The following is a 19,153-nucleotide window of genomic DNA, read 5'->3' as shown; positions in this document are numbered from 1 at the left end:
GGCGCACCCGCCGCCCGGTCTCACCGATCTACCCAAAGGCCGAGCCTGCCCTTCCGCGGCCCACCCCGGCGGCACCCGCCGACGACCTCGGCGTCGTACCGAATCCGCCCAGGGAAGCGTCCTCGGCGAGCAACTCCGGCGTACCCGATGAGCTCCCGGAGGTGGTGCCGTCCATGCCTGATCCCGGCGGCGTGCCGACGGAACCGGCGGGATCGGAGCCGTCGTCCCGCTCGGCGGCGGCAGGCGTTCCGGCTCCATCGGCTCCCACGGAGGGACCTTCCTTTCACGGTCCGGGATCACCCGTCAGTACGGGGAAATCTGCGGCTGGGACATCGGTTCACGCGAAGGAGTCTTTTGCACAGGGTTCCGCGACACCGGTCAGCTCGGGGGCGTTTCCGGCTGGGGCGTCGTCGTCAGTGCATATGGAGAGGGCTCCCTCCCGTGGTCCGGCGTTGCCGGTCGGTACGGCGGAGTTTGGGGCTGGGGCGTCGGTCCGTGTGGGGGAGTGTCCTGTGCAGGCTCCGGCGTCGCCGGACTGGGCGGGACAGCCCTCGGCCGGGGGGTGCGCGTCCTCGATTGGTCTAGGGGAGGCTGCGGTCGGGGCGTCGGAGTCCTCTGATCGGGTGGGTGGGCTTCTGGATCGGGGTTCGCGGTCGGAGTCCTCGGTATGCCCGGAAGGGACCGCAGGCGCTGTTCCGGAGACGCTGGCCTGTCCGGGTGCGTTGGCCGGACCTTCCGCTTCGTCGGAGGAGTGCGCTGATCCTGGAGCCCTGATCCCGCGACCACGACCGGCTCGCGAATGAGCGCACGCGGTCACGCGGGGGTCAGAATCGCTGCTCATGTTCGCCTTCGGTGTCGCCTCCTGTGACGGCCATGGCACCGCCTGAGGCGACTCGATGACCACTGCGCTGCCGAGCAGGCGGTCGCTGGGGTTTTCCCTATCGGATGAAGGGCTGGGAGATCGCTGGAATGCGGGAGCCGGCGGTGTGCCGACGATGCGTGGGATCGAACTGTCGTTGAACGGCGCAGGGCGGTGAGCCCGGCTGGGCCAGTCGGCCAGGGGTCAACACCAGGACTCAGGGTTTGCGTTCGCGACATCACGGGAGCGATCGAGCGAGAAGCGCTCTCTTCGGAAGGAGGGGAGTAATCGTCATGGGGAAAGATTGAGGGGTGGCTGACGGTGGAGGCGCTGTGGACGTCAACGACGTGATCGGTGAGTTCGAGTCGTACCTGCGGTTCGAGCGGGACCTCTCGCCGCATACGGTCCGGGCCTATGCCGGTGACGTGACCTCGCTGCTCGAACACCTCGGCGGCACGATCGACGGCCTGGACGTGAGCGCGCTGCGGGGATGGCTGGCGACGCAACATGACGAGGGCAAGGCCCGCGCCACGCTCGCCCGGCGGACGGCGTGCCTCCGGACGTTCACCGCCTTCTGCCATCGGCGCGGGTGGCTCCCCGACGATCCCGGACTGCTACTGGGCACGGCCAAGGCTCCACGCGCGCTGCCCGCCGTACTCGATCAGGAACAGGCGCGGCAGGCGCTCGACACGTCGCCCACCGGGGAGCCGAAGGATCTGCGCGATCAGGCCATGCTGGAGTTGCTGTACGCGACGGGGATCCGGGTGAGTGAGCTGTGCGGGCTGGACGTCGACGACGTGGACCGGGATCGGCGGGTCGTGCGGGTGCTGGGCAAGGGGCGCAAGGAGCGGGCGGCGCCGTTCGGCGCTCCGGCGTTGCAGGCGCTGGACAGGTGGTGCGTGCACGGCAGGCCCCTGCTGATGCGTGAGGGGAGCGGTCCGGCGCTTTTCCTGGGGGTGCGCGGCGGGCGCATCGACGCGGGCACGGTCAGGCGGGTGGTCCACGCCCGGGTGCGGCAGGTGGAAGGCGCTCCTGACATGGGGCCGCACGGGCTGCGGCACAGCGCCGCGACCCACCTGCTCGAAGGCGGGGCCGACCTGCGCAGCGTCCAGGAGCTCCTCGGTCACGCCTCGCTCAGCAGCACCCAGGTCTACACGCACGTCTCGATCGACCGCCTCCGCCGCGCCTACAACCAGGCCCACCCCCGAGCCTGACCACCGGGCCCCGCCCTGCCAAGCGGTCTCCGCTCTGGTTCCTGCCCCCGAGCGTTCGCGTCGCCGCTCGTGTCACGGGTGCCGGCTCTGGTTTTGAGTACTGGTGTTCGCCGATGGGAGGTCCTCGGCAGGTGGTTCGTCTTGACCGACCGCCTACCGGAGATCTCATCAGTTCTCTTTGAAAACGCCGTCTTCATGTGAGGGAGGAAGCGGACCTCTGCGCGGCAGGGCAGGGGCAGACGATTCGCTGCTAAGAAGTCCTAACAAAATGATCTAGGAATACTGGTGATCGCTCTCAGGTTGATCACGGCGCTGAAGGGTGGCCCGAAACGGGTCCGAGCCCGGTCGACCGTGCCAAGCCGGGCTCCAAGCACCACGTCATCGCCGACGGCAACGGCATCCCGCTCGCCCTCAGCCTGACCGGCGGCAACCGCAACGACGTCACCCAGGTCATGCCGCTGCTCCGGTCGATCCCGCCGGTACGTGGCCGGCGCGGCCGGTCACGTCAACGCCCGAAGGCGTTGTACGCCGACCGGGGCTACGACCATGACAAGTACCGCCGGATGTGGTGGGCCACAGGCGTCAAGCCGGTCATCGCCCGCCGGGGTACCGGGCTGGGTGCACATCGTTGGGTAATCGAGCAGACGATCGCCCTGCTGCACTGGTTCCGCCGCCTGCGCATCCGCTGGGAGATCCGCGACGACATCGACGAAGCCTTCATGACCCTCGCCGCTGCGATCATCTGCTGGCGACGGCTCACGAGCAGACTGATAACAAGTCAGCGATCGGATCCAACCGCCGACAGGTCCCCCACGGCGTCGGCGTAGTACGCCGAGCCTGCCAGGTGGAACGCTATCTGTCGGAATGTCCAGCCCGCGCCGGGCGGTCGGTCGAGCTGGTCTAGGGTGAGCGCGGACAATCGGTTGGTCCAGATCTGGCTGAGCCGGGTGAGCCGGCTCGTGGCCTCGTCCAGGTCCTGGTCAGTGAAGGGCGCCAGATCGCCAGGAGTTGTGCTCGCTGACGCATGCCAGCGATCAGGAATCGTGGGGTTGCCAGCCAGCCGTGCGTCCACCTCGGCGAGATGATCGATGAGGTGATCGGCGACTCGGCGGATTGCCTTGTGCGGGGTGTAGATCCGATCACCGGCGCGCACCGGGTGACCGTCCCACGTTGTCCAGGTCGCTGCAAGGTCGAGTACGTGGTCGATCATCAACGACACGACCAGCGCCGGTTCACGATCATCAGTGGTCGGAATCTCATCGGACATCTACGGCCTCCAGCTCAACGCGTCTCACGGCCGGACGGGACACACTCACTGACCCCGACCCGGCGCAAACCGACAACGGCTTCGGAACGGAACCTAGGCTCCAGACATCTCGATCGGCATCGAAGTATGGATGTACAGCCGGTCAAGACTCATTCCGTTAGGACCTCCAAGCGGGCCGCCGTTGCAACGCGGCACGACAACGCACGGTTCGGTGGTGTGCTGGTTCGGTGGCGACAACCAAGACACTGAACCAGCGATCAGAACCAACCCTGGCCAACTGCGACCATCCCAACCACACCGTGCGGACCCGCGCACGGCACGCCTACCTGCGCTGGCGCAACGCTCACGCTCGTCATCCCGACGTGCTGGCCGCGCAACGACGCGAACGCGCCCGCATCCGCGGCGAGAAAGGCATCCGCTGGGGTGGCCGAACGCTGGCATCCGCCGCATGACCACCCGCCCGGTACTCTCGCCACGCTGAAGGAAAGGACAGTTCGCACCTCATGCAGATCTTGCAGACGAATCACGCTCTGCTGAGCCGACTACTGCCGGCGGCCAAACCGGAGGATCTCACCGTCCGCCAAGGACAATTTCACCAGGTAGTGATCGGCGCGGACCGTGTCGTGTGCCTGCCTCGCACCGAGGCTGCGGCCACCCGGCTGCCGCGCAGGGCCGCTGTCTTGCGCCTGCTTGCCGGATTCGATCTCGGCTTCCGCACGCCTCGGCCACTGCCGGAGAGCAACACTCAGGGCACAGACCAGCCGCAGTTCCTGGTCCTCAGCCGCGTTCCCGGAGCCCCGCTGGAGGTCGAAGCACTCAAAGATCCCCCGGTGGCCGAGGCCGCGGCGGCGCAGTACGTGACGCTGCTTACCGAGTTGGCCAGGATCGGCACCGAGGAGAACGTGCGAGCGGCCCTGCCGGCACCACAAGATCGATGGCGGCGGTTCGCAGCCGACGTCCGCGCCGAACTGTTCGGGCTCATGTCCGATGGCGGGCGTCGACGAGCCGAGCGAGAGCTCGCGGCGCTCGACGGCCTTCCCCACATCACCGCTGCGGTGGTCCACGGTGATCTCGGTGCCGAGAACGTCCTATGGGAGTGCCATGACGGATTGCCCGCGCTCAGCGGGGTGATCGATTGGGATGAGGTTACGATCGGTGATCCCGCGGAGGACCTTGCGGCCGTTGAGGCCGGCTACGGCACGCATTTCTTGAATCGGGTACTGACGCTGGGCGGCTGGGCGGACAGCACGATGGCCACCCGCATCGCCATCATTCGCACAACCTTCGCCCTGCAGCAGGCTCTATCCGCGCACCGGGACGGCGACGAAGAACAACTGGCGGACGGCCTGATCGGCTACCGCTGAATCCGTCCCCCGGCGCCACCGTGATCGTCGTCTACTCCCCTCACTGGTGTCGACGGACAGTACCCGATCCCCGAAGACGCGGATGAGCCTCTCCAAAGGAGCTCATGCCTGCAATAACCCGGTGATCGTTTCCGGTCACAGCACTAGCTGTGAAGGAGGAATCTTCACGGGCGACCGGTTGTGAAGCAGGAACCTTCACAAGCGATCGGCTGTGAAAGGGGAGCCCTCGCGGGCGTCCGTGGGATCCCGGTCCTTCCGGGACGGGAGGATGCCTGCGATCGGCCCGGAGCCTCGGGCCGATCGCACACCTCGTGGCGGGTTTGGACGTGGGGTCCTAGGACGGCTCGTCCGGGAACCAGGTGCCGTGGAAGCCTGTCGGCACGCCGCGTGGCAGGTGGACGGTCGCCACCGGTCCGGCGGCGACGTCGGAGGCGTCGAGCACGAGGAGGCGGGACGCGCTCCCGTCGAGGGTGGTGGTGATGGTGATCAGCCAGCCGTCGTCCTCACGGCGGGGCCCGGAGGTCGCGGGCACGAAGACAGCCTCGCCGGTGCTCGTCGACTCGGGCAGGGCGTGGGCGGTGACCTCGCCGCCCGACAGGTCGTACTTGACGATCTCGGGGCCGGCGACGGCGTACAGGTAACGCGCGCCCCGGCCGACCCGTTCGTCGTCGAGTGTCGGGAACTCCACCGAGCGGTCGTCGAGCGTCTCCTCCTTGGCCACGCCGGTCACCGGGTCGAGCGTCCAGCGGTGCAGCAGGGCCGAGGCGGAGGAGGCGGCGGCAGCGGCGGCGGGCCCCGCCGCGTCGTCCGTGATGTCGGGGGTGTTCCACAGGGCGGTGAAGTCGGCGCGGGCGTAGCGTACGGCGTTGAGGACGATGCGGCCCGACGCGTCCTCGTGAGCGTCGCCGACGTGGAAGACGTAGCAGGGATCGACGTCGAACCAGCGCACCGGGGCATCGGGCCGGTCGTGCCGCATGACGCCGAGGCGGGCGCCGTATCCGTCGTCCCACTGGTAGGGCATGGTCTTGCCGACCAGTTCCGGCCGGAAGGTGAGCGGAAGGTCGAGCCAGACCACATGGTGCTCGGTGATGGCGAAGTCGTGCATCATCGTGCCCCCGGGGACGGTGATCTCACGACTGTGCACGAGCTCGCCTGACGCGTCGAGCCGGTGGTACGTCAGGTAGGGCGGGACCATGCCGTACCCGAAGAAGTGCAGTTCGCCCGTTGCTGGGTCCTGCTTCGGGTGCGCGGTCATGGCGGTGGTGAGCCGCCCGCCGAAGTCGTGCGCGCCGACCGTGTCGAGCTCCGGCGTGACCTCGTACGGCAGGCCGCCCTCCTCCAGTGCGAGGATGCGGCCCGCGTGGCCGATGACGTGCGTGTTCGCGGCCGAGATGGACAGGTCGGGGGTGCCGTCCGGCCTGAGCTCCGGCCGGCCGGCGAGATACGCCGTGCGGACCCACCGGTTGCGGTACCACTCGGCGCGGCCGTCGCGCAGCCGTACGCCGTGCAGCATGCCGTGTCCGAGGAACCAGTGGTCGGACGGCTCTCCCGGTAGCGGGTTGGGGCCGTTGCGGATGTAGCGGCCGTTGAGCTCGGGCGGCAGCGTGCCGGTCACGGGCAGGTCCGCGGCGTCGATCTCGTCGGGGACCGGGGCCAGGTGGCCGGTCATGTGGGCGGGTGTCTGTGGCATGTCGGCTCCTCTCGATGCTGACCAGTCTTCACATATCCAATTGGACATGTCAACACTGACATGTCCAATTGGAGTGATAAAGTCGGCGGCATGGCGCTGCGATACGCACTGCTCGGCCTGCTGGCGGAGCAGCCGGCGAGCGGGTACGAACTGGCGAAGGCGTTCGAGGGCGACCTCGGCCGGTACGCCTGGCAGGCCGGTCACAACCGGATCTATCCAGAGCTGGCCCGTCTCGTCGACGAAGGCCTGGTCGAGCGTGCCGAGGAAGGCGCGCGGGGCCGCCGCGTCCACACCCTCACCGCCGCTGGGCTCGAGGAGCTGCGTGCGTGGCTGCGCCAACCGTGGGAGGGCAGCACGGTGCGGAACGAGGGGGTGCTGAGGCTCTTCCTGCTGTCCGCGCTCGATCCCGGCGATGCCCGGAAGATCCTTCATGAGGTGGCCGCGCGGTGTGAGGAGGAGCTCGCCCCGCTCAGGGAGATCGTGTCCGGCGAGACGCCGATCTCCCCAGAGGGGCGTCTGGAGCTCGGCTGGCTTGCCGCCGGCTATGGCCTGCGCCAGTACGAGGCCTCCCGGGACTGGGCCGTCTGGGCTCTCGGCGAGCTCGACAAGGTTGACCGCGGGGGATGAAAGCCTCGGGGTGACTCTCGCCGGCGATCATCTGGTCGGTGATGAAGATGGCCAGGGCCTGTTGGTGGCCTGCGGGGTCTGTCTGTCTGCGATCACGCGTGGGGTCCCGGGTGATGGTGGCTGTTGGGTGAGGGCTGCCATGGTCATCGCTTGTTCGCTCAGTTGTCGCCCTTCGCCGCCGGGGCTGGGCGATCCGGCTCTTTTCTGTGCTGGCCTCTGGTGGCCGGAGGGCGGACTGCGTGCTTCCCCCGTGATCGGCGCCTGCGGGCTCTTGTACGGAGCAGGCGGAGGACGAAGCCGAGCAGGAGGAGGGCGGCGAGGGCCGTCAGGGCGAGAGGGCCTGGTGGCGGGGTGGCGGCGGATCGGGGGAGGAAGGCCGGGAGCCGGTTCGGGGACCCGGTGGGCAGAGCTGACGAGGTGGCGGCCGGTGTCGGCACCTGGGCTGAGATCGCGGTGACCGGTGGTGGGAGTTGGGTCGGGATCGCGGTAGCCGGTGGCGGGAGCTGGGCCGGGATCGCGGTGGCGGGCTCGGACTCCCAATAGGGCAGGAGGCGGATGCGGGTACCGGTCAGCAGGAGGAGGGGATCGAGGTACGTCAGGCCGTCGCGGAGCCCCCAGTGGAGGCAGGACTCCAGGCAGTGCGGCGGGGCCGGTGCGAGGGTGCCCAGGAGATCGCCTGCTGACACCGGGTCGCCCGGGCGGACTGCCGGGGTCACCGGGAGGTACGTAGTGCGCAGGCCGCCCGCGTGGTTGACGGTGACGACGCCTCGGCCCGCCACTGAGCCCGCGAAGCCGACCGAGCCTGCACCCGCGGCGAGGACCGGGGCGGCAGGTGGTGCAGCGAGGTCGACGCCTCTGTGACCGGCCAGCCAACGGGCCGGCGGCGGGGAGAAACGGCGCAGGATCTCGGGAGTGCCGTCCAGGGGCCATCGCCAGGCGTTGCCAGCAGGTGCGGCGAACAGCGACCCGGTGCCACGGGCCGCGGATGGTGTGCGGAACGGGATCCCGCTGCGGTGGGTAGCGGATGGTTCGGTGAGGGGAAGCGCGGTACGGGTCGCCGCGGGCGGTGGTGCGAGGAGGGTCCCGGCGCGGATGGGCGCGGGGAGGGGAGGGCGGGCGGCGCGGGGCATGGACGCTGCGGCGGGTACGTGTGGGTCGGCGTTCGCCGGGACAAGGGGTGCGGCGGCGGAAAGGGCGACAACCAGGAGGGGGATGGCCAGGGCGATGCGGGGAGGCATGCACGTGAGTGTGCGGCTCAGCGGGGCGGCGGTCCTGGGGCGAACGCGGTTCTGTGGACAAGGGCGGGCGGACGGTGGAGGGCTGTGGACGAGGAGGGGCGCCGTACGTGGCAGGGAGTTCTGTCTTGCCTCAGAACGGTCCGTCCTTGATGAACCTCCTGTCTTGCCTAAGACGGTCCTTCCTTGACCTCCTGTCCGCCTAAGACGATCCGTCTTCGACGTCCTGTCTCGCCTAGGACGGTCGTCCTTGACCCCCTCTCTCGCTCATGACGGTTCGTCCTTGATATGTCTCGCCCGGCACGGCCCTCCTCTGACGAACCTCATGGACGGGCGGCAGGCCTCTAGACCAAGGGCGGGCGCTTGGTGACCTGGCGTTCTTGATGTGTTGAGAAGTTCAACGGCACGGAGTCGGGCTGCCGGTCGGACGGGGGGCGCGAGGCCGGAGAGCGGAGGGGGGAGGCCCAGATCCAGAGGATGGCGGTCGCGATCCCGGCCGCGCACACCAGGATCACCGGACGCAGGCCGAGCACCTCGGCCAGCGCCCCGCCCGCGAGCCCGCCCAGCGCCATCACGCCCTGGACGGCGAAGGTCATGGTCGCGTTGACCCGGCCGCGCAGTTCCTCGGCCGTGTCGCGCAGGATGATCCCGCTCATGCACGAGGCGAACGCCACCACGATGCCGCCCGTGGCCGTCCCGGTCAGGGCGAGCACGGTGACCTTCCACCACAGGGGCCCGTCCAGCAGGCCGACGGCCAGGATCTCCAGGGGGAAGAACAGCACCGAACCCAGCAGCACCTTGTTCTCGCCGTACCGTTCGGCCAGGCGGGTGACCGCCCAGGCGCCCAGGAGACCACCGACGCCGCCGAGCGCGGTGAGCAGGCCGATCAGGCCCTTCGGGATTCCGAGGGTGTGCAGCATGTAGAGCATCGACACGGCCACGTAGGCCATCGCGAAGAAGTTGATCGTCACCCCGGCCCCCAGCAGGGCGCGGAGCACGGGCTGGGTCACGCTCACCCGCAGGCCCGCGACCACGTCATGCCACAGGCCGCGCGAGGGGGCGGGCTGCCGGTTCTCGGGCGTCCTGATCGTCCGCAGGAGCAGCGCCGACACCAGGAACGAGATGCCTTCGACCAGCACGGCCAGCGGCGCGGTCAGCACCTGCACCAGCACGCCCGCCAGCCCGGGCCCGGCCACGGACGCCACCGAGTAGGAGGCGTTGAACCCGGCCATCGCGGCGGTCCTCTGGTCAGGAGGGACGAGCGCGGCCACGTACGGGAAGTTGGCGGACCTGAAGAGCACCGCCGCCGTGCCGATCACGAGGGCGACGGCGATCAGCCACGGGATCGTGAGCACCCCGAGGAACCACGCCAGCGGCACGGTGAGGGCGGCGGCGCAGGACACCAGCTCGCAACCGATCATGAGCGGCCGGTGGCGGCGCAGGCGGTCGGCGATCGCGCCCGAGTGCAGGCCGAACAGCAGGGCGGGCACCGATGCGGCGGCCGTCAGCACGCCCATCTGGAAGGGCGAGGCGGCCAGCAGGGTGATCGCGGTCAGCGGCACGGCGAGCTTGGAGACCTCCGAGCCGGTGATCGAGATGGTGCGCGCCGACCAGAGCAGCCGGTAGTCGCGCTGCCGGCGCAGCGGTACGGACGGGTTCATGCGTCGAACTCCAAGATGTGAAAGAAACCCTTCAAGACTATGAAAGTAATCCTTCAGAGTTCTGAAGGCAATCCTTCAGATCTGATCGCGGTACCTTGGGCGCATGGACACGGAAGGGCTCAGCGACCCGAAGGCGATGCGGGCCCTGGCTCATCCGGCCAGGCTGGCGATCCTGAGCCGGCTCCGCATCGAGGGCAGCGCCACCGCGACCGAGGTGGCCGAGAGCGCCGGCATCACGCCCAGCGCCGCCAGCTACCACCTGCGGATGCTGGCCAAGTACGGCTTCGTCGAGGACGCGCCGCCGCGCGGCGACGGCCGGGAGCGCCTGTGGCGGTCGATCGGCACGGCCCTGCAGGTCGGCGTAGTGCCCGAAGACCGGCCGGACGTCCGCGAGGCCAAGAACGTCCTGATCCGCGCGCTCCGCCGCGACGCCCACGACGAGGTGGAGCGGGCGCTGAGCGCCGTCGAGCAGGAGCCCGAGGAGTGGCGCGACGCCACCATCTTCTCCCGGACGACGCTCAGGCTCGACGCCTCGGAGATGGCGCGCCTGGCCGGGGAGATCGGCGAACTGCTGGAGCCGTACGTGGCGAGCAGCCGCAGCCAGGAGGACGCGCCGGAAGGCGCGCGGATCGCCGAGGCCCAGATCAACCTGTTCGTACGCTCCAGCAGGCCGGTCCCTGGCCTGCCCACCGAAGACCACGACAGGGCGGCGCCGGGTCCGGACGGGCCGCGTTGACCTGATCGGTCAGGCGGGTGCGGCGCGGGAGGTAGACTTTTCGGTGGCCTGGGACCCAGGCCGACTTCGCATGCCTCGCCAAGGATCGCGCCATCGGTCCGGGTTCTGCCCGGCTGGAGCGGTTCGGGGCATCAGGGCGGTGCCGACCGGTCACCGCGACACAACCGAGAACGCGCCCGGCCCCGGCAGGGCGCCCAACCTGGAGGACCAGCTCATGGCCCCCGTCGTCACCATGCGACAGCTGCTTGAGAGCGGCGTTCACTTCGGACACCAGACCCGCCGCTGGAACCCGAAGATGAAGCGCTTCATCTTCACCGAGCGCAACGGTATCTACATCATCGACCTGCAGAAGTCGCTGTCCTACATCGACCGCGCCTTCGACTTCGTCAAGGAGACCGTCGCCCACGGCGGCACGATCCTGTTCATCGGCACGAAGAAGCAGGCCCAGGAGGCCATCGCCGAGCAGGCCGCCCGGGTCGGCATGCCGTATGTCAACCAGCGCTGGCTCGGTGGCATGCTCACCAACTTCTCCACCGTGCACAAGAGGCTGCAGCGCCTGAAGGAGCTCGAGGAGCTCGACTTCGACAACGTCGCCGCCTCGGGGCTCACCAAGAAGGAGCTCCTCATGCGCCGGCGTGAGAAGGACAAGCTGGAGCGCACGCTCGGCGGCATCCGCGACATGGGCCGCGTGCCCAGCGCGGTGTGGGTCGTCGACACCAAGAAGGAGCACATCGCGATCAGCGAGGCCAAGAAGCTCGGCATCCCCGTGGTCGCGATCCTCGACACCAACTGCGACCCCGACGAGGTCGACTACCCGATCCCGGGCAACGACGACGCGATCCGCGCCGTCGGCCTGCTGACCCGCGTGGTCGCCGACGGCGTGGCCGCCGGGCTCATGGCCCGCTCGGGCGCCTCCCGCGGCGACGAGAAGCCGGCCGCCGCCGAGCCGCTGGCCGAGTGGGAGCGCGAGCTCATCGAGCAGGGTGGTGGCGAGCAGGGCGAGGCCCAGCCGCAGGAGACCGCCGAGGCGGCCGCTCCGGCCGCTCCCGCTGAGGAGGCTCCCGCCGCCGAGGCCGAGGCCGAGGCGCCGGCCGTCGAGGCCGAGGCCAAGCCCGAGGGCGAGCAGCAGGCCTGACCTGCCCGCGCCGCACCCGGATCCACCCGCCGCCGGCCGTGCCCGTTTCCCGGGCACGGCCGGTGAGCGGCGGACGGTCCCTCTCGGGCTGATCGGCCCGCGGGGTTCGCGGACGGACCGGTGCCGGGGCTGGTCAGGGGGCAGGCGAGCAGGACGTTCCGGGTCCGAAATGACGGGCACGGGACGCGTACCGGCTTCTGCGCGGCACGCGGTGCCGTGACGACAGCCGAGCGGCGGCGCCCGCTCGACGCACGACGACATCCACCGACATCTCACAAGGAAAAGCAATGGCTTCCGTGAACATGGCCGACGTCAAGCGGCTTCGCGAGATCACCGCCGCCGGCATGATGGACTGCAAGAAGGCTCTGGAGGAGGCCGAGGGCGACTTCGACCGCGCCATCGAGCTGCTCCGCCTCAAGGGCGCCAAGGACGTCGGCAAGCGCGAGGCGCGCACCGCCTCCAACGGCCTGGTCGCGCTCAAGCAGGACGGCGACTCCGTCGCGGCGCTGCTGGAGCTCAACTGCGAGACCGACTTCGTGGCCAAGGGCGACCGCTTCCAGGAGCTCGCGGCCCAGGTGGTGGCGCACGTCCTGGCCACCAGGCCGGCCGACGTGGCGTCGCTGCTGGAGTCCTCCTTCGACGGCCAGACCGTCAAGGAGCACCTCGACGCCGCCAACGCCACGCTGGGCGAGAAGATCGAGGTCCGCCGCTTCGCCGTGATCGAGGGCGGCTACGTCGGCGCCTACATGCACAAGACCGACCCGGCGCTGCCGCCGGCCGTCGGCGTGCTCGTCCAGCTCGACAAGCCGAACGCCGAGGTGGCCAAGGACATCGCGCAGCACGCCGCCGCCATGGCCCCGCAGTACCTCAAGCCCGACTCCGTCCCCGCCGACGTCGTCGACAAGGAGCGCAAGCTCTTCGAGGAGATGACCCGCGAGGAGGGCAAGCCCGAGGCCGCCATCGGCAAGATCGTCGACGGTCGCGTCAAGGGCTGGTACAAGGACTTCACGCTGCTGGAGCAGGCCTTCGTCAAGGACAACAAGAAGTCCGTGGGCAAGTACGCCGAGGAGAACGGCGTTCAGGTCCAGGCCTTCGTCCGCTTCAAGGTCGGCCAGGCATAGGCTGGAGCGAGTCGTCCAGTCCGAAGAACCGCCGAGAGAGGGAGGCCGCCGCCGTGCAGGACAATCAGGAGCCAGCCACGACGGCGGCTGCTCCGCCCCGAAGCCAGCTCCGCTGGAAGCGGGTGATGCTGAAGCTGTCCGGTGAGGCGTTCGCCGGCGGCGAGCCCCTGGGGATCGACCCCGTGGTCGTCGACCACCTGGCCGACTCGATCACCGAGGCGGTGCGCGAGGGCGTCCAGGTGGCGATCGTGGTCGGCGGGGGCAACATGTTCCGCGGCGCCACCCTGTCCGAGGGCGGCATCGACCGCGCCAGGGCCGACTACATGGGCATGCTGGGCACCGTCATCAACTGCCTGGCCCTGCAGGACTTCCTGGAGAGGCGCGGCGTCGAGACGCGGGTGCAGACCGCGATCACCATGCAGCAGGTCGCCGAGCCGTTCCTGCCGCGCCGCGCCATCCGCCACCTGGAGAAGGGGCGTGTGGTCATCTTCGGCGCGGGGCTCGGCTCGCCCTACTTCTCCACCGACACCGCCGCCTCCCAGCGGGCTCTGGAGATCGGCGCGGAGGCGTTGCTCAAGGGCACCCAGGTCGACGGCATCTACGACTCCGATCCACGGAAGAATCCCGACGCGGTGCGGTTCGACCAACTGGACTACGGAGAGGTGCTTCTCCGTGACCTCGCGGTCATGGACGCCACCGCGATCAGCCTGTGCAAGGACAACGACCTGCCGATCGTGGTCTTCGACCTGATGGGCGAGGGCAACATCCTGCGAGCGGTCCGCGGTGAGAAGATCGGCACGCTGGTGAGTCCCGCAGGCAAATAGGTGTGAGCCCGACACCGCCAGCTAGAAGACAGGGAGCCGCTGTGATCGACGAAACCCTCCTCGAAGCCGAGGACAAGATGGACAAGGCCGTCTCGGTCGCGAAGGAGGACTTCGCGACCATCCGGACGGGCCGGATCACCCCCTCGATGTTCAACAAGATCACCGCCGAGTACTACGGCACGCCGACGCCGATCCAGCAGCTGGCGTCGTTCCATGTGCCCGAGGCTCGCATGGTGCTCATCCAGCCGTACGACAAGAGCTCGATGGCCGCGATCGAGAGGGCCATCCGCGACTCCGACCTCGGCGTCAACCCGACCGACGACGGCCAGGTGATCCGCGTGACCTTCCCCGAGCTGTCGGAGGAGCGTCGCAAGGAGTACATCAAGGTCGCCAGGAACAAGGGCGAGCACGCCAAGGTGTCCATCCGCAACATCCGGCGCTCCGCCAAGGAGACGCTCGACAAGATGATCAAGGATGGCGACGCGGGCGAGGACGAGGTCAGGCGGGCCGAGAAGGAGCTCGACGACCTCACCCAGAAGCACGTCGCCAAGGTTGACGAGCTGCTGAAGCACAAGGAAGCCGAGCTGCTCGAAGTCTGAGCGGCCCGCTGCCGGCGGGCCGCGGTCAGCGGACCGCCGCAGGTAGCGCATCTACGGCCCTCGCCTGACGGCGAGGGCCGTGGCCTATGGAGAAGTCTTGGAAGAACGCACGGCCGGCCCCAGCCCGAGCGGCGGCAGCCGCACCGGCCGCAATCTCCCCGCCGCGATCGGTGTCGGCCTCGGACTCGCCGCCCTGGTCCTGATCTCCCTCTACACCGTCAAAGAGCTCTTCCTGGTAGTGGTCACCGCGGCGGTCGGCGTCGGCGTGGTGGAGCTGGTGCGGGCGTTCGCCACCCGCGGCATCCGGGTGCCGGCCGCGCCGGTCCTGGCCGGGCTGGCCGCGATGCAGGCCGCCGCCTACTGGGGCGGCGGGGTGTGGCTGCTCGGCACGTTCGTGGTGTTCGCGCTGGTGCTGCTGGTGTGGCGGATGTTCGCCGACGGGTCCGACGGCTACGTGCGCGACGCGACGGCGTCGGTGTTCATCCTGTTCTACCCGGCGTTGCTGGCGGGGTTCGTGGCGCTGCTCCTGGCGCCTGACGACGGCAGCCACCGGGTGGTGGTCTTCATCGCGGTCACGGTGGCCAGCGACACCGGCGGTTACGCCGCGGGGGTGCTGTTCGGCAGGCATCCGATGTCGGTGATCAGCCCGAAGAAGACCTGGGAGGGCTTCGCCGGTTCGGTCCTGGCCTGCACGGTCGTGGGCGCGTGGCTGGTGACGTGGTTGCTCGGCGGCGAGTGGTGGCAGGGCGCGCTGCTCGGCGCGCTGGCCGCGGCGCTGGCCACCATGGGCGACCTGATCGAGTCGATGATCAAGCGGGATCTCGGCATCAAGGACCTGGGCTCGATCCTGCCCGGCCACGGCGGGCTGATGGACCGGCTCGACTCGCTGGTGGCCACGCTGGTGCCGGTCTGGCTGCTGCTCTCGCTCTTCGTCTAGCCGGTCAGGGCCTCGGCGATGATCGGGGTGAGCCAGAGCCACCGTACGGCCTCCCCGCCAAACGCAAACCCCGACATATCCGGCATATCAGGGGGGTCGGCCTGCATGAGCACCCCGGAGTACTGCGGCCCCAGCGGGAACGTCTCCGGCTCGTGATACCACTTGGCGGTGTGGCCGTGGCCGAGCCAGGTAACCGAGTGCCACGGATACTGCGCCAGCCACACCAGCAGCAGCGCCGCGTCGCGCGGGTTCGCGCGGGTGGCCACCGCCAGCTCGATCCTGGCGTACGCGCCGGGCTGGTCGATCCACTGCTCCACCGTCGGCATCCGCTGGCAGCTCATCCCCACCGTCGACAGCACGCTGAACACCCGGTCGCCGTGAGCCGGGCGCTCGGTGATGCCGACGGTCGGCAACCGGTCACCGGCGGCGTCCCAGTAGCGGCCGGACGGGCCCAGCACCCGGTCCAGATGGCCCATCACGAACTGCTGGAACGACGGCCACGACCCCTCGGAGTAACGCCAGCGCCAGTAGGACCCGGCGTTGGCGATGCGCGGGCTCAGCCCTTCGAGCGCCTCCGACAGCGCCCACGCGAACGGCGACTCGCCCACCGCGTCCCTGGCGTAACCGGGCATGCCCCGATGCATGTCGGCCCAGCCCGGGATGACCGCCAGCAGATCGTCCTCCTCGTACAGGGCCACCCCGTCACCCTCCTCGAACCAGAGCGGGGTGAGCTGGCCCAGCGGCCGGCGCCCCCCGGGGTGGAGGGTGTTGGCCCGCGGCATCAGCGGAGGCAGGCCCGCGTTGATCCGCGCCAGGTCGACCACGTCGGGGGCGGCCCGATGGTTGGCCAGCCAGCAGGCGCCGTGCACGGTGCCGTCAGGAGAGCACAGGTAGGCGACCGAGGCGTCCTCGTCGCGCTCGACCACGAGCGTCCGGCTCCCGTACGGGTTGCCGGCGGTGAGGACGACCTCGGTGTGCCCCTCGCCCGACGCAGACCGGAAAATCGCCATACGGGGAAACTGTAGATCCGCGAGTCGCTCTCGTGCGAGCCTTACCCCGATCGGGAGCGCCGGGTGACGGCCATGGAATTCGCCCCGCCGGGCAAGCGTTCACTACCCTGGTCGGCAATCCCCGTGACAAGCAGAGGCAGGATCGTGTCCCAGCAGCCAGGCCAGCTCACCTTCGTCGCCCCGCGCAGGGCCAAGCCGGCTCGCCACCTCGCGGACCTGTCCATGGCCGACCGCCGCGCGGCCGTCACCGAGCTGGGGGAGAAGGCGTTCCGCGCCGACCAGCTCTCCCGCCACTACTTCGAGCGGCTGACCACCGACGTGCAGGCGATGACCGACCTGCCCGCGGCCTCCCGCGACAAGCTGTCGGCGCTGCTGCCGCCGCTGCTCACCTCGGTGCGCGAGCAGACCACCGACCGCGGCACGACCCGCAAGACGCTGTGGCGGCTGTTCGACGGCGCGCTGGTCGAGTCGGTGCTGATGCGCTACCCCGACCGCGTGACGATGTGCGTGTCGTCGCAGGCCGGCTGCGGCATGAACTGCCCGTTCTGCGCCACCGGCCAGGCCGGGCTGACCCGCAACATGTCCACCGCCGAGATCGTCGAGCAGGTGGTCGCGGGCGCCCGCGCTCTCGCGGCGGGCGAGGTGCCCGGCGGCCCCGGCCGGGTGAACAACGTGGTGTTCATGGGCATGGGCGAGCCGCTGGCCAACTACAAGCAGGTGATCCAGGCGGTCCGCCGCCTGGTCGAGCCCGCCCCCCACGGGCTGGGCATCTCCGCCCGCGGCGTCACCGTCTCCACGGTCGGGCTGGTGCCCGCGATCGGCAAGCTCGCCGACGAGGGCCTGCCGGTCACGCTCGCGCTGTCGCTGCACGCCCCCGACGACGAGCTGCGCGACACGCTGGTGCCGATCAACACCCGGTGGAAGGTGGCCGAGGTGCTCGACGCCGCCTGGGCGTACGCGGCGAAGACCAAGCGGCGGGTGTCCATCGAGTACGCGCTGATCAAGGACATCAACGACCAGGAGTGGCGGGCCGACCTGCTCGGCAAGCTGGTCAAGAACAAACTCGTGCACGTCAACCTGATCCCGCTCAACCCGACCCCCGGCTCGAAGTGGACGGCGTCCCAGCCGGAGGACGAGCGCGCGTTCGTCAGGCGGCTGGAGCTCCACGGCGTCCCGGTGACGGTCCGCGACACCCGCGGGCGCGAGATCGACGGCGCCTGCGGCCAGCTCGCCGCCGCCGAGTGATCTACGGCCTGGTACGGCGGAGCCACGCGTACGCCGCCAGGCCGAGCAGACACCAGACCAGCGAGACGGCGGCCAGCTCGGGGAGCTGGGCGACCAGCCGTTCGGCGCTCGCGGCGCGCATCCACACCGTGAGCGGGACCGTGAGCCAGTGCAGCGGCGACGCGCTGATGAGCAGCATCGCGACGAACCCGGACACCAGCGCCATGATCGACAGCGCCGGTGACGGCAGCAGGGCGCGGCTGGTGAGCGCCCCGAGCGTGAGGCCCGCCAGCGCGCTCAGCGCGTGCAGCACGATCCCGGCGGCGAGCACCGGCCCCGGGGGCGTGGCGCTCATCCCGAGCAGCACTCCCCACACCAGAGCCAGGGCGGCGAACGCGGCGCACGCGGTCAGCGCGGCCAGCAGCCCGGCCGCCAGCTCCCGGCCGCGACCGCCCGCCAGGGCCGCGGACATCTCCCGCTGCCGGTCCGGCTCGGTGTCGAGCAGGCTCCGGGCGGCCCAGGCCAGGAGCGGGACGATCAGCACGGCCGAGTCCGCCAGGACGGCCGCCTCGTGGCCCGCGGGCGCCCGGGTGGCGTAGACGACGGCCAGCGCGGCCAGCAACGCCAGCAGCGCCTGATGGACCCGGTGCGACCGGACGTAGGCGGCCAGCCGGAACGCGCTCAGGGCGATCACCGGGACTCCTCCCCGCTCACCGGGCGGGCACGGTATCCCTCACCGCGCATCCGCTCCAGAAAGGCCCCCAGATCCCCGGCCGGCACGGTCACCTCCACAGCGACCCCACCTCCGTCCACACCTACTCCGACATCAGCAGAACCTCCTACGGCCCTTCCGCCGGCCTCACCGGCGGGACTACCGACAGTCGTCGCGGTCGTGTCGGGCGTGACCGCGGGTTCTCCGGCGATGCCCCCGACGGCGTCTTCGGCGGGTCCTTGAGGGGTGGTTCCGGCGAGCTTTCCCGCGAGTACGGGGGTGCGTGCCGGGGTCGTCTCCACGAGGCGTCCGTCCGTGATCGTCCAGTGGCGCAGGGACGGGAGGTCGCGCAGGCCGCCCTGGTGGTCGGCGGCCACCACGATGGCGCCGCGCGCCGACAGTTCGGCCACGATGGGCGGGAGTTCGTCGCGGGTGCCGGAGTCCAGCCCGGCGAACGGTTCGTCGAGGAGCAGCAGTCCCGGCTCCGCCATCAGCGCCTGTGCCAGACCGACCTTGTGCGCGCTGCCCTTGGACAGCTCGCGCAGCCGCACGCCCAGCAACTGCCCCATGTTCAGCCGCTCCGCCCACGGACGCCACCGCCCGCCGCACACGCGCGCCATGTGGTCGAGGTAGCCGGACACGGTGAACGGCTGCTCGCCGGGGAACCGGTCGGGGGCCAGCCCGACGGCGGCCGGGCGGCCGGTGATGGCGCCGCCGGTGGGCCTGAGCAGCCCGGCGAGCAGGCGCAGCAGCGTGGACTTGCCCGCGCCGTTGGCCCCGGTGAGCTCGACCACGTCGCCGGGGGACAACTCGGCGTCGGCCTCGCGGATGACGGATGGATCACGTCTTCGATAGCGGAAAGACACGTCGGTCAGGCGCATGGTGGTCTTTACCATAGACACCGGCCCGCAGGGCCGGGATAAAAGGACCCCAGAGGG

At 70.1% G+C, this 19,153-nt stretch carries 17 protein-coding genes and 2 pseudogenes; 12 read left to right on the top strand and 7 right to left on the bottom strand.

The window, feature by feature from the left end; translation table 11 throughout:
* The first annotated feature begins 1,191 nt into the window (after positions 1-1,191).
* The gene (locus KME79_RS34615) at positions 1,192-2,073 is read left to right on the top strand and encodes a tyrosine recombinase XerC (protein WP_308249164.1); all 882 of its coding nucleotides are present in this window, start codon (positions 1,192-1,194) and stop codon (positions 2,071-2,073) included.
* A gap of 320 nt (positions 2,074-2,393) precedes the next feature.
* Positions 2,394-2,837: pseudogene (locus KME79_RS34610) on the top strand (IS5 family transposase); the annotation flags it as partial.
* Between the two features lie 14 nt (positions 2,838-2,851).
* Here KME79_RS34610 and KME79_RS34605 read toward each other — a convergent pair.
* Entirely contained in the window at positions 2,852-3,340 is a 489-nt protein-coding gene (locus tag KME79_RS34605; protein WP_219549347.1) for a DinB family protein, read from the bottom strand.
* 266 nt (positions 3,341-3,606) lie between these two features.
* On the opposite strand from KME79_RS34605, the pseudogene KME79_RS34600 reads away from it, so the two are divergent.
* Positions 3,607-3,792: pseudogene (locus KME79_RS34600) on the top strand (IS630 family transposase); the annotation flags it as partial.
* Positions 3,793-3,843: 51 nt separating this feature from the next.
* On the top strand, positions 3,844-4,704 hold the full coding sequence (vph, locus tag KME79_RS34595; RefSeq protein ID WP_219549345.1) for a viomycin phosphotransferase: 861 nt from the start codon (positions 3,844-3,846) through the stop codon (positions 4,702-4,704).
* Positions 4,705-5,038: 334 nt separating this feature from the next.
* Here the strand turns inward: vph and KME79_RS34590 are convergent, their stop codons facing one another.
* Positions 5,039-6,394, bottom strand: a complete 1,356-nt coding sequence (locus KME79_RS34590) for a carotenoid oxygenase family protein (protein WP_219549343.1) — start codon at positions 6,392-6,394, stop codon at positions 5,039-5,041.
* Positions 6,395-6,484: 90 nt separating this feature from the next.
* Here KME79_RS34590 and KME79_RS34585 point away from each other — a divergent pair, with 90 nt between their 5' ends.
* Positions 6,485-7,021 (top strand): PadR family transcriptional regulator, encoded by a 537-nt coding sequence (locus KME79_RS34585; RefSeq protein ID WP_246640904.1) that lies wholly within the window; start codon positions 6,485-6,487, stop codon positions 7,019-7,021.
* A gap of 158 nt (positions 7,022-7,179) precedes the next feature.
* Here the strand turns inward: KME79_RS34585 and KME79_RS34580 are convergent, their stop codons facing one another.
* Both KME79_RS34580 and KME79_RS34575 read right to left on the bottom strand, forming a co-directional pair.
* Positions 7,180-8,151, bottom strand: coding sequence for a peptidoglycan DD-metalloendopeptidase family protein (locus tag KME79_RS34580; protein WP_219549365.1), 972 nt, complete (start codon positions 8,149-8,151; stop codon positions 7,180-7,182).
* 449 nt (positions 8,152-8,600) lie between these two features.
* The gene (locus tag KME79_RS34575) at positions 8,601-9,917 is read right to left on the bottom strand and encodes an MFS transporter (protein WP_219549339.1); all 1,317 of its coding nucleotides are present in this window, start codon (positions 9,915-9,917) and stop codon (positions 8,601-8,603) included.
* Positions 9,918-10,020: 103 nt separating this feature from the next.
* On the opposite strand from KME79_RS34575, the gene KME79_RS34570 reads away from it, so the two are divergent.
* The 6 genes from KME79_RS34570 to KME79_RS34545 all read left to right on the top strand — a co-directional run bounded on the left by KME79_RS34570 (position 10,021) and on the right by KME79_RS34545 (position 15,269).
* Positions 10,021-10,653, top strand: a complete 633-nt coding sequence (locus tag KME79_RS34570; RefSeq protein WP_219549337.1) for an ArsR/SmtB family transcription factor — start codon at positions 10,021-10,023, stop codon at positions 10,651-10,653.
* A gap of 214 nt (positions 10,654-10,867) precedes the next feature.
* Positions 10,868-11,788 (top strand): 30S ribosomal protein S2, encoded by a 921-nt coding sequence (gene rpsB / locus KME79_RS34565; protein ID WP_219549363.1) that lies wholly within the window; start codon positions 10,868-10,870, stop codon positions 11,786-11,788.
* Positions 11,789-12,075: 287 nt separating this feature from the next.
* Entirely contained in the window at positions 12,076-12,909 is an 834-nt protein-coding gene (gene tsf, locus KME79_RS34560) for a translation elongation factor Ts (RefSeq protein ID WP_148033763.1), read from the top strand.
* 125 nt (positions 12,910-13,034) lie between these two features.
* Positions 13,035-13,733: a UMP kinase gene (gene pyrH / locus KME79_RS34555; RefSeq protein ID WP_246640903.1), complete on the top strand. Its 699-nt coding sequence runs from the start codon at positions 13,035-13,037 to the stop codon at positions 13,731-13,733.
* Between the two features lie 41 nt (positions 13,734-13,774).
* Positions 13,775-14,332, top strand: coding sequence for a ribosome recycling factor (frr, locus tag KME79_RS34550; protein ID WP_219549335.1), 558 nt, complete (start codon positions 13,775-13,777; stop codon positions 14,330-14,332).
* Positions 14,333-14,429: 97 nt separating this feature from the next.
* A complete protein-coding gene (locus KME79_RS34545; RefSeq protein ID WP_219549333.1) occupies positions 14,430-15,269 on the top strand; it encodes a phosphatidate cytidylyltransferase in 840 nt (279 codons plus the stop codon).
* On the opposite strand, the gene KME79_RS34540 is transcribed toward KME79_RS34545, so the two are convergent.
* Positions 15,266-16,279: a suppressor of fused domain protein gene (locus KME79_RS34540; RefSeq protein ID WP_219549331.1), complete on the bottom strand. Its 1,014-nt coding sequence runs from the start codon at positions 16,277-16,279 to the stop codon at positions 15,266-15,268. The genes KME79_RS34545 and KME79_RS34540 overlap by 4 nt on opposite strands.
* Before the next feature lie 144 nt (positions 16,280-16,423).
* Between KME79_RS34540 and rlmN the strand changes: the two genes are divergently transcribed.
* Positions 16,424-17,524, top strand: a complete 1,101-nt coding sequence (rlmN, locus tag KME79_RS34535) for a dual-specificity RNA methyltransferase RlmN (RefSeq protein ID WP_219549329.1) — start codon at positions 16,424-16,426, stop codon at positions 17,522-17,524.
* 1 nt (position 17,525) lies between these two features.
* On the opposite strand, the gene KME79_RS34530 is transcribed toward rlmN, so the two are convergent.
* Positions 17,526-18,197 (bottom strand): hypothetical protein, encoded by a 672-nt coding sequence (locus KME79_RS34530; protein ID WP_219549327.1) that lies wholly within the window; start codon positions 18,195-18,197, stop codon positions 17,526-17,528.
* The gene (locus KME79_RS34525; protein WP_219549325.1) at positions 18,194-19,096 is read right to left on the bottom strand and encodes an ABC transporter ATP-binding protein; all 903 of its coding nucleotides are present in this window, start codon (positions 19,094-19,096) and stop codon (positions 18,194-18,196) included. The genes KME79_RS34530 and KME79_RS34525 overlap by 4 nt, the downstream gene beginning before the upstream one ends.
* Between the last annotated feature and the right edge of the window lie 57 nt (positions 19,097-19,153).

This window comes from Nonomuraea harbinensis (assembly GCF_019396385.1).
Lineage (GTDB): Bacteria > Actinomycetota > Actinomycetes > Streptosporangiales > Streptosporangiaceae > Nonomuraea > Nonomuraea ferruginea.
This window is presented reverse-complemented; position numbering and strand designations above follow the sequence as displayed.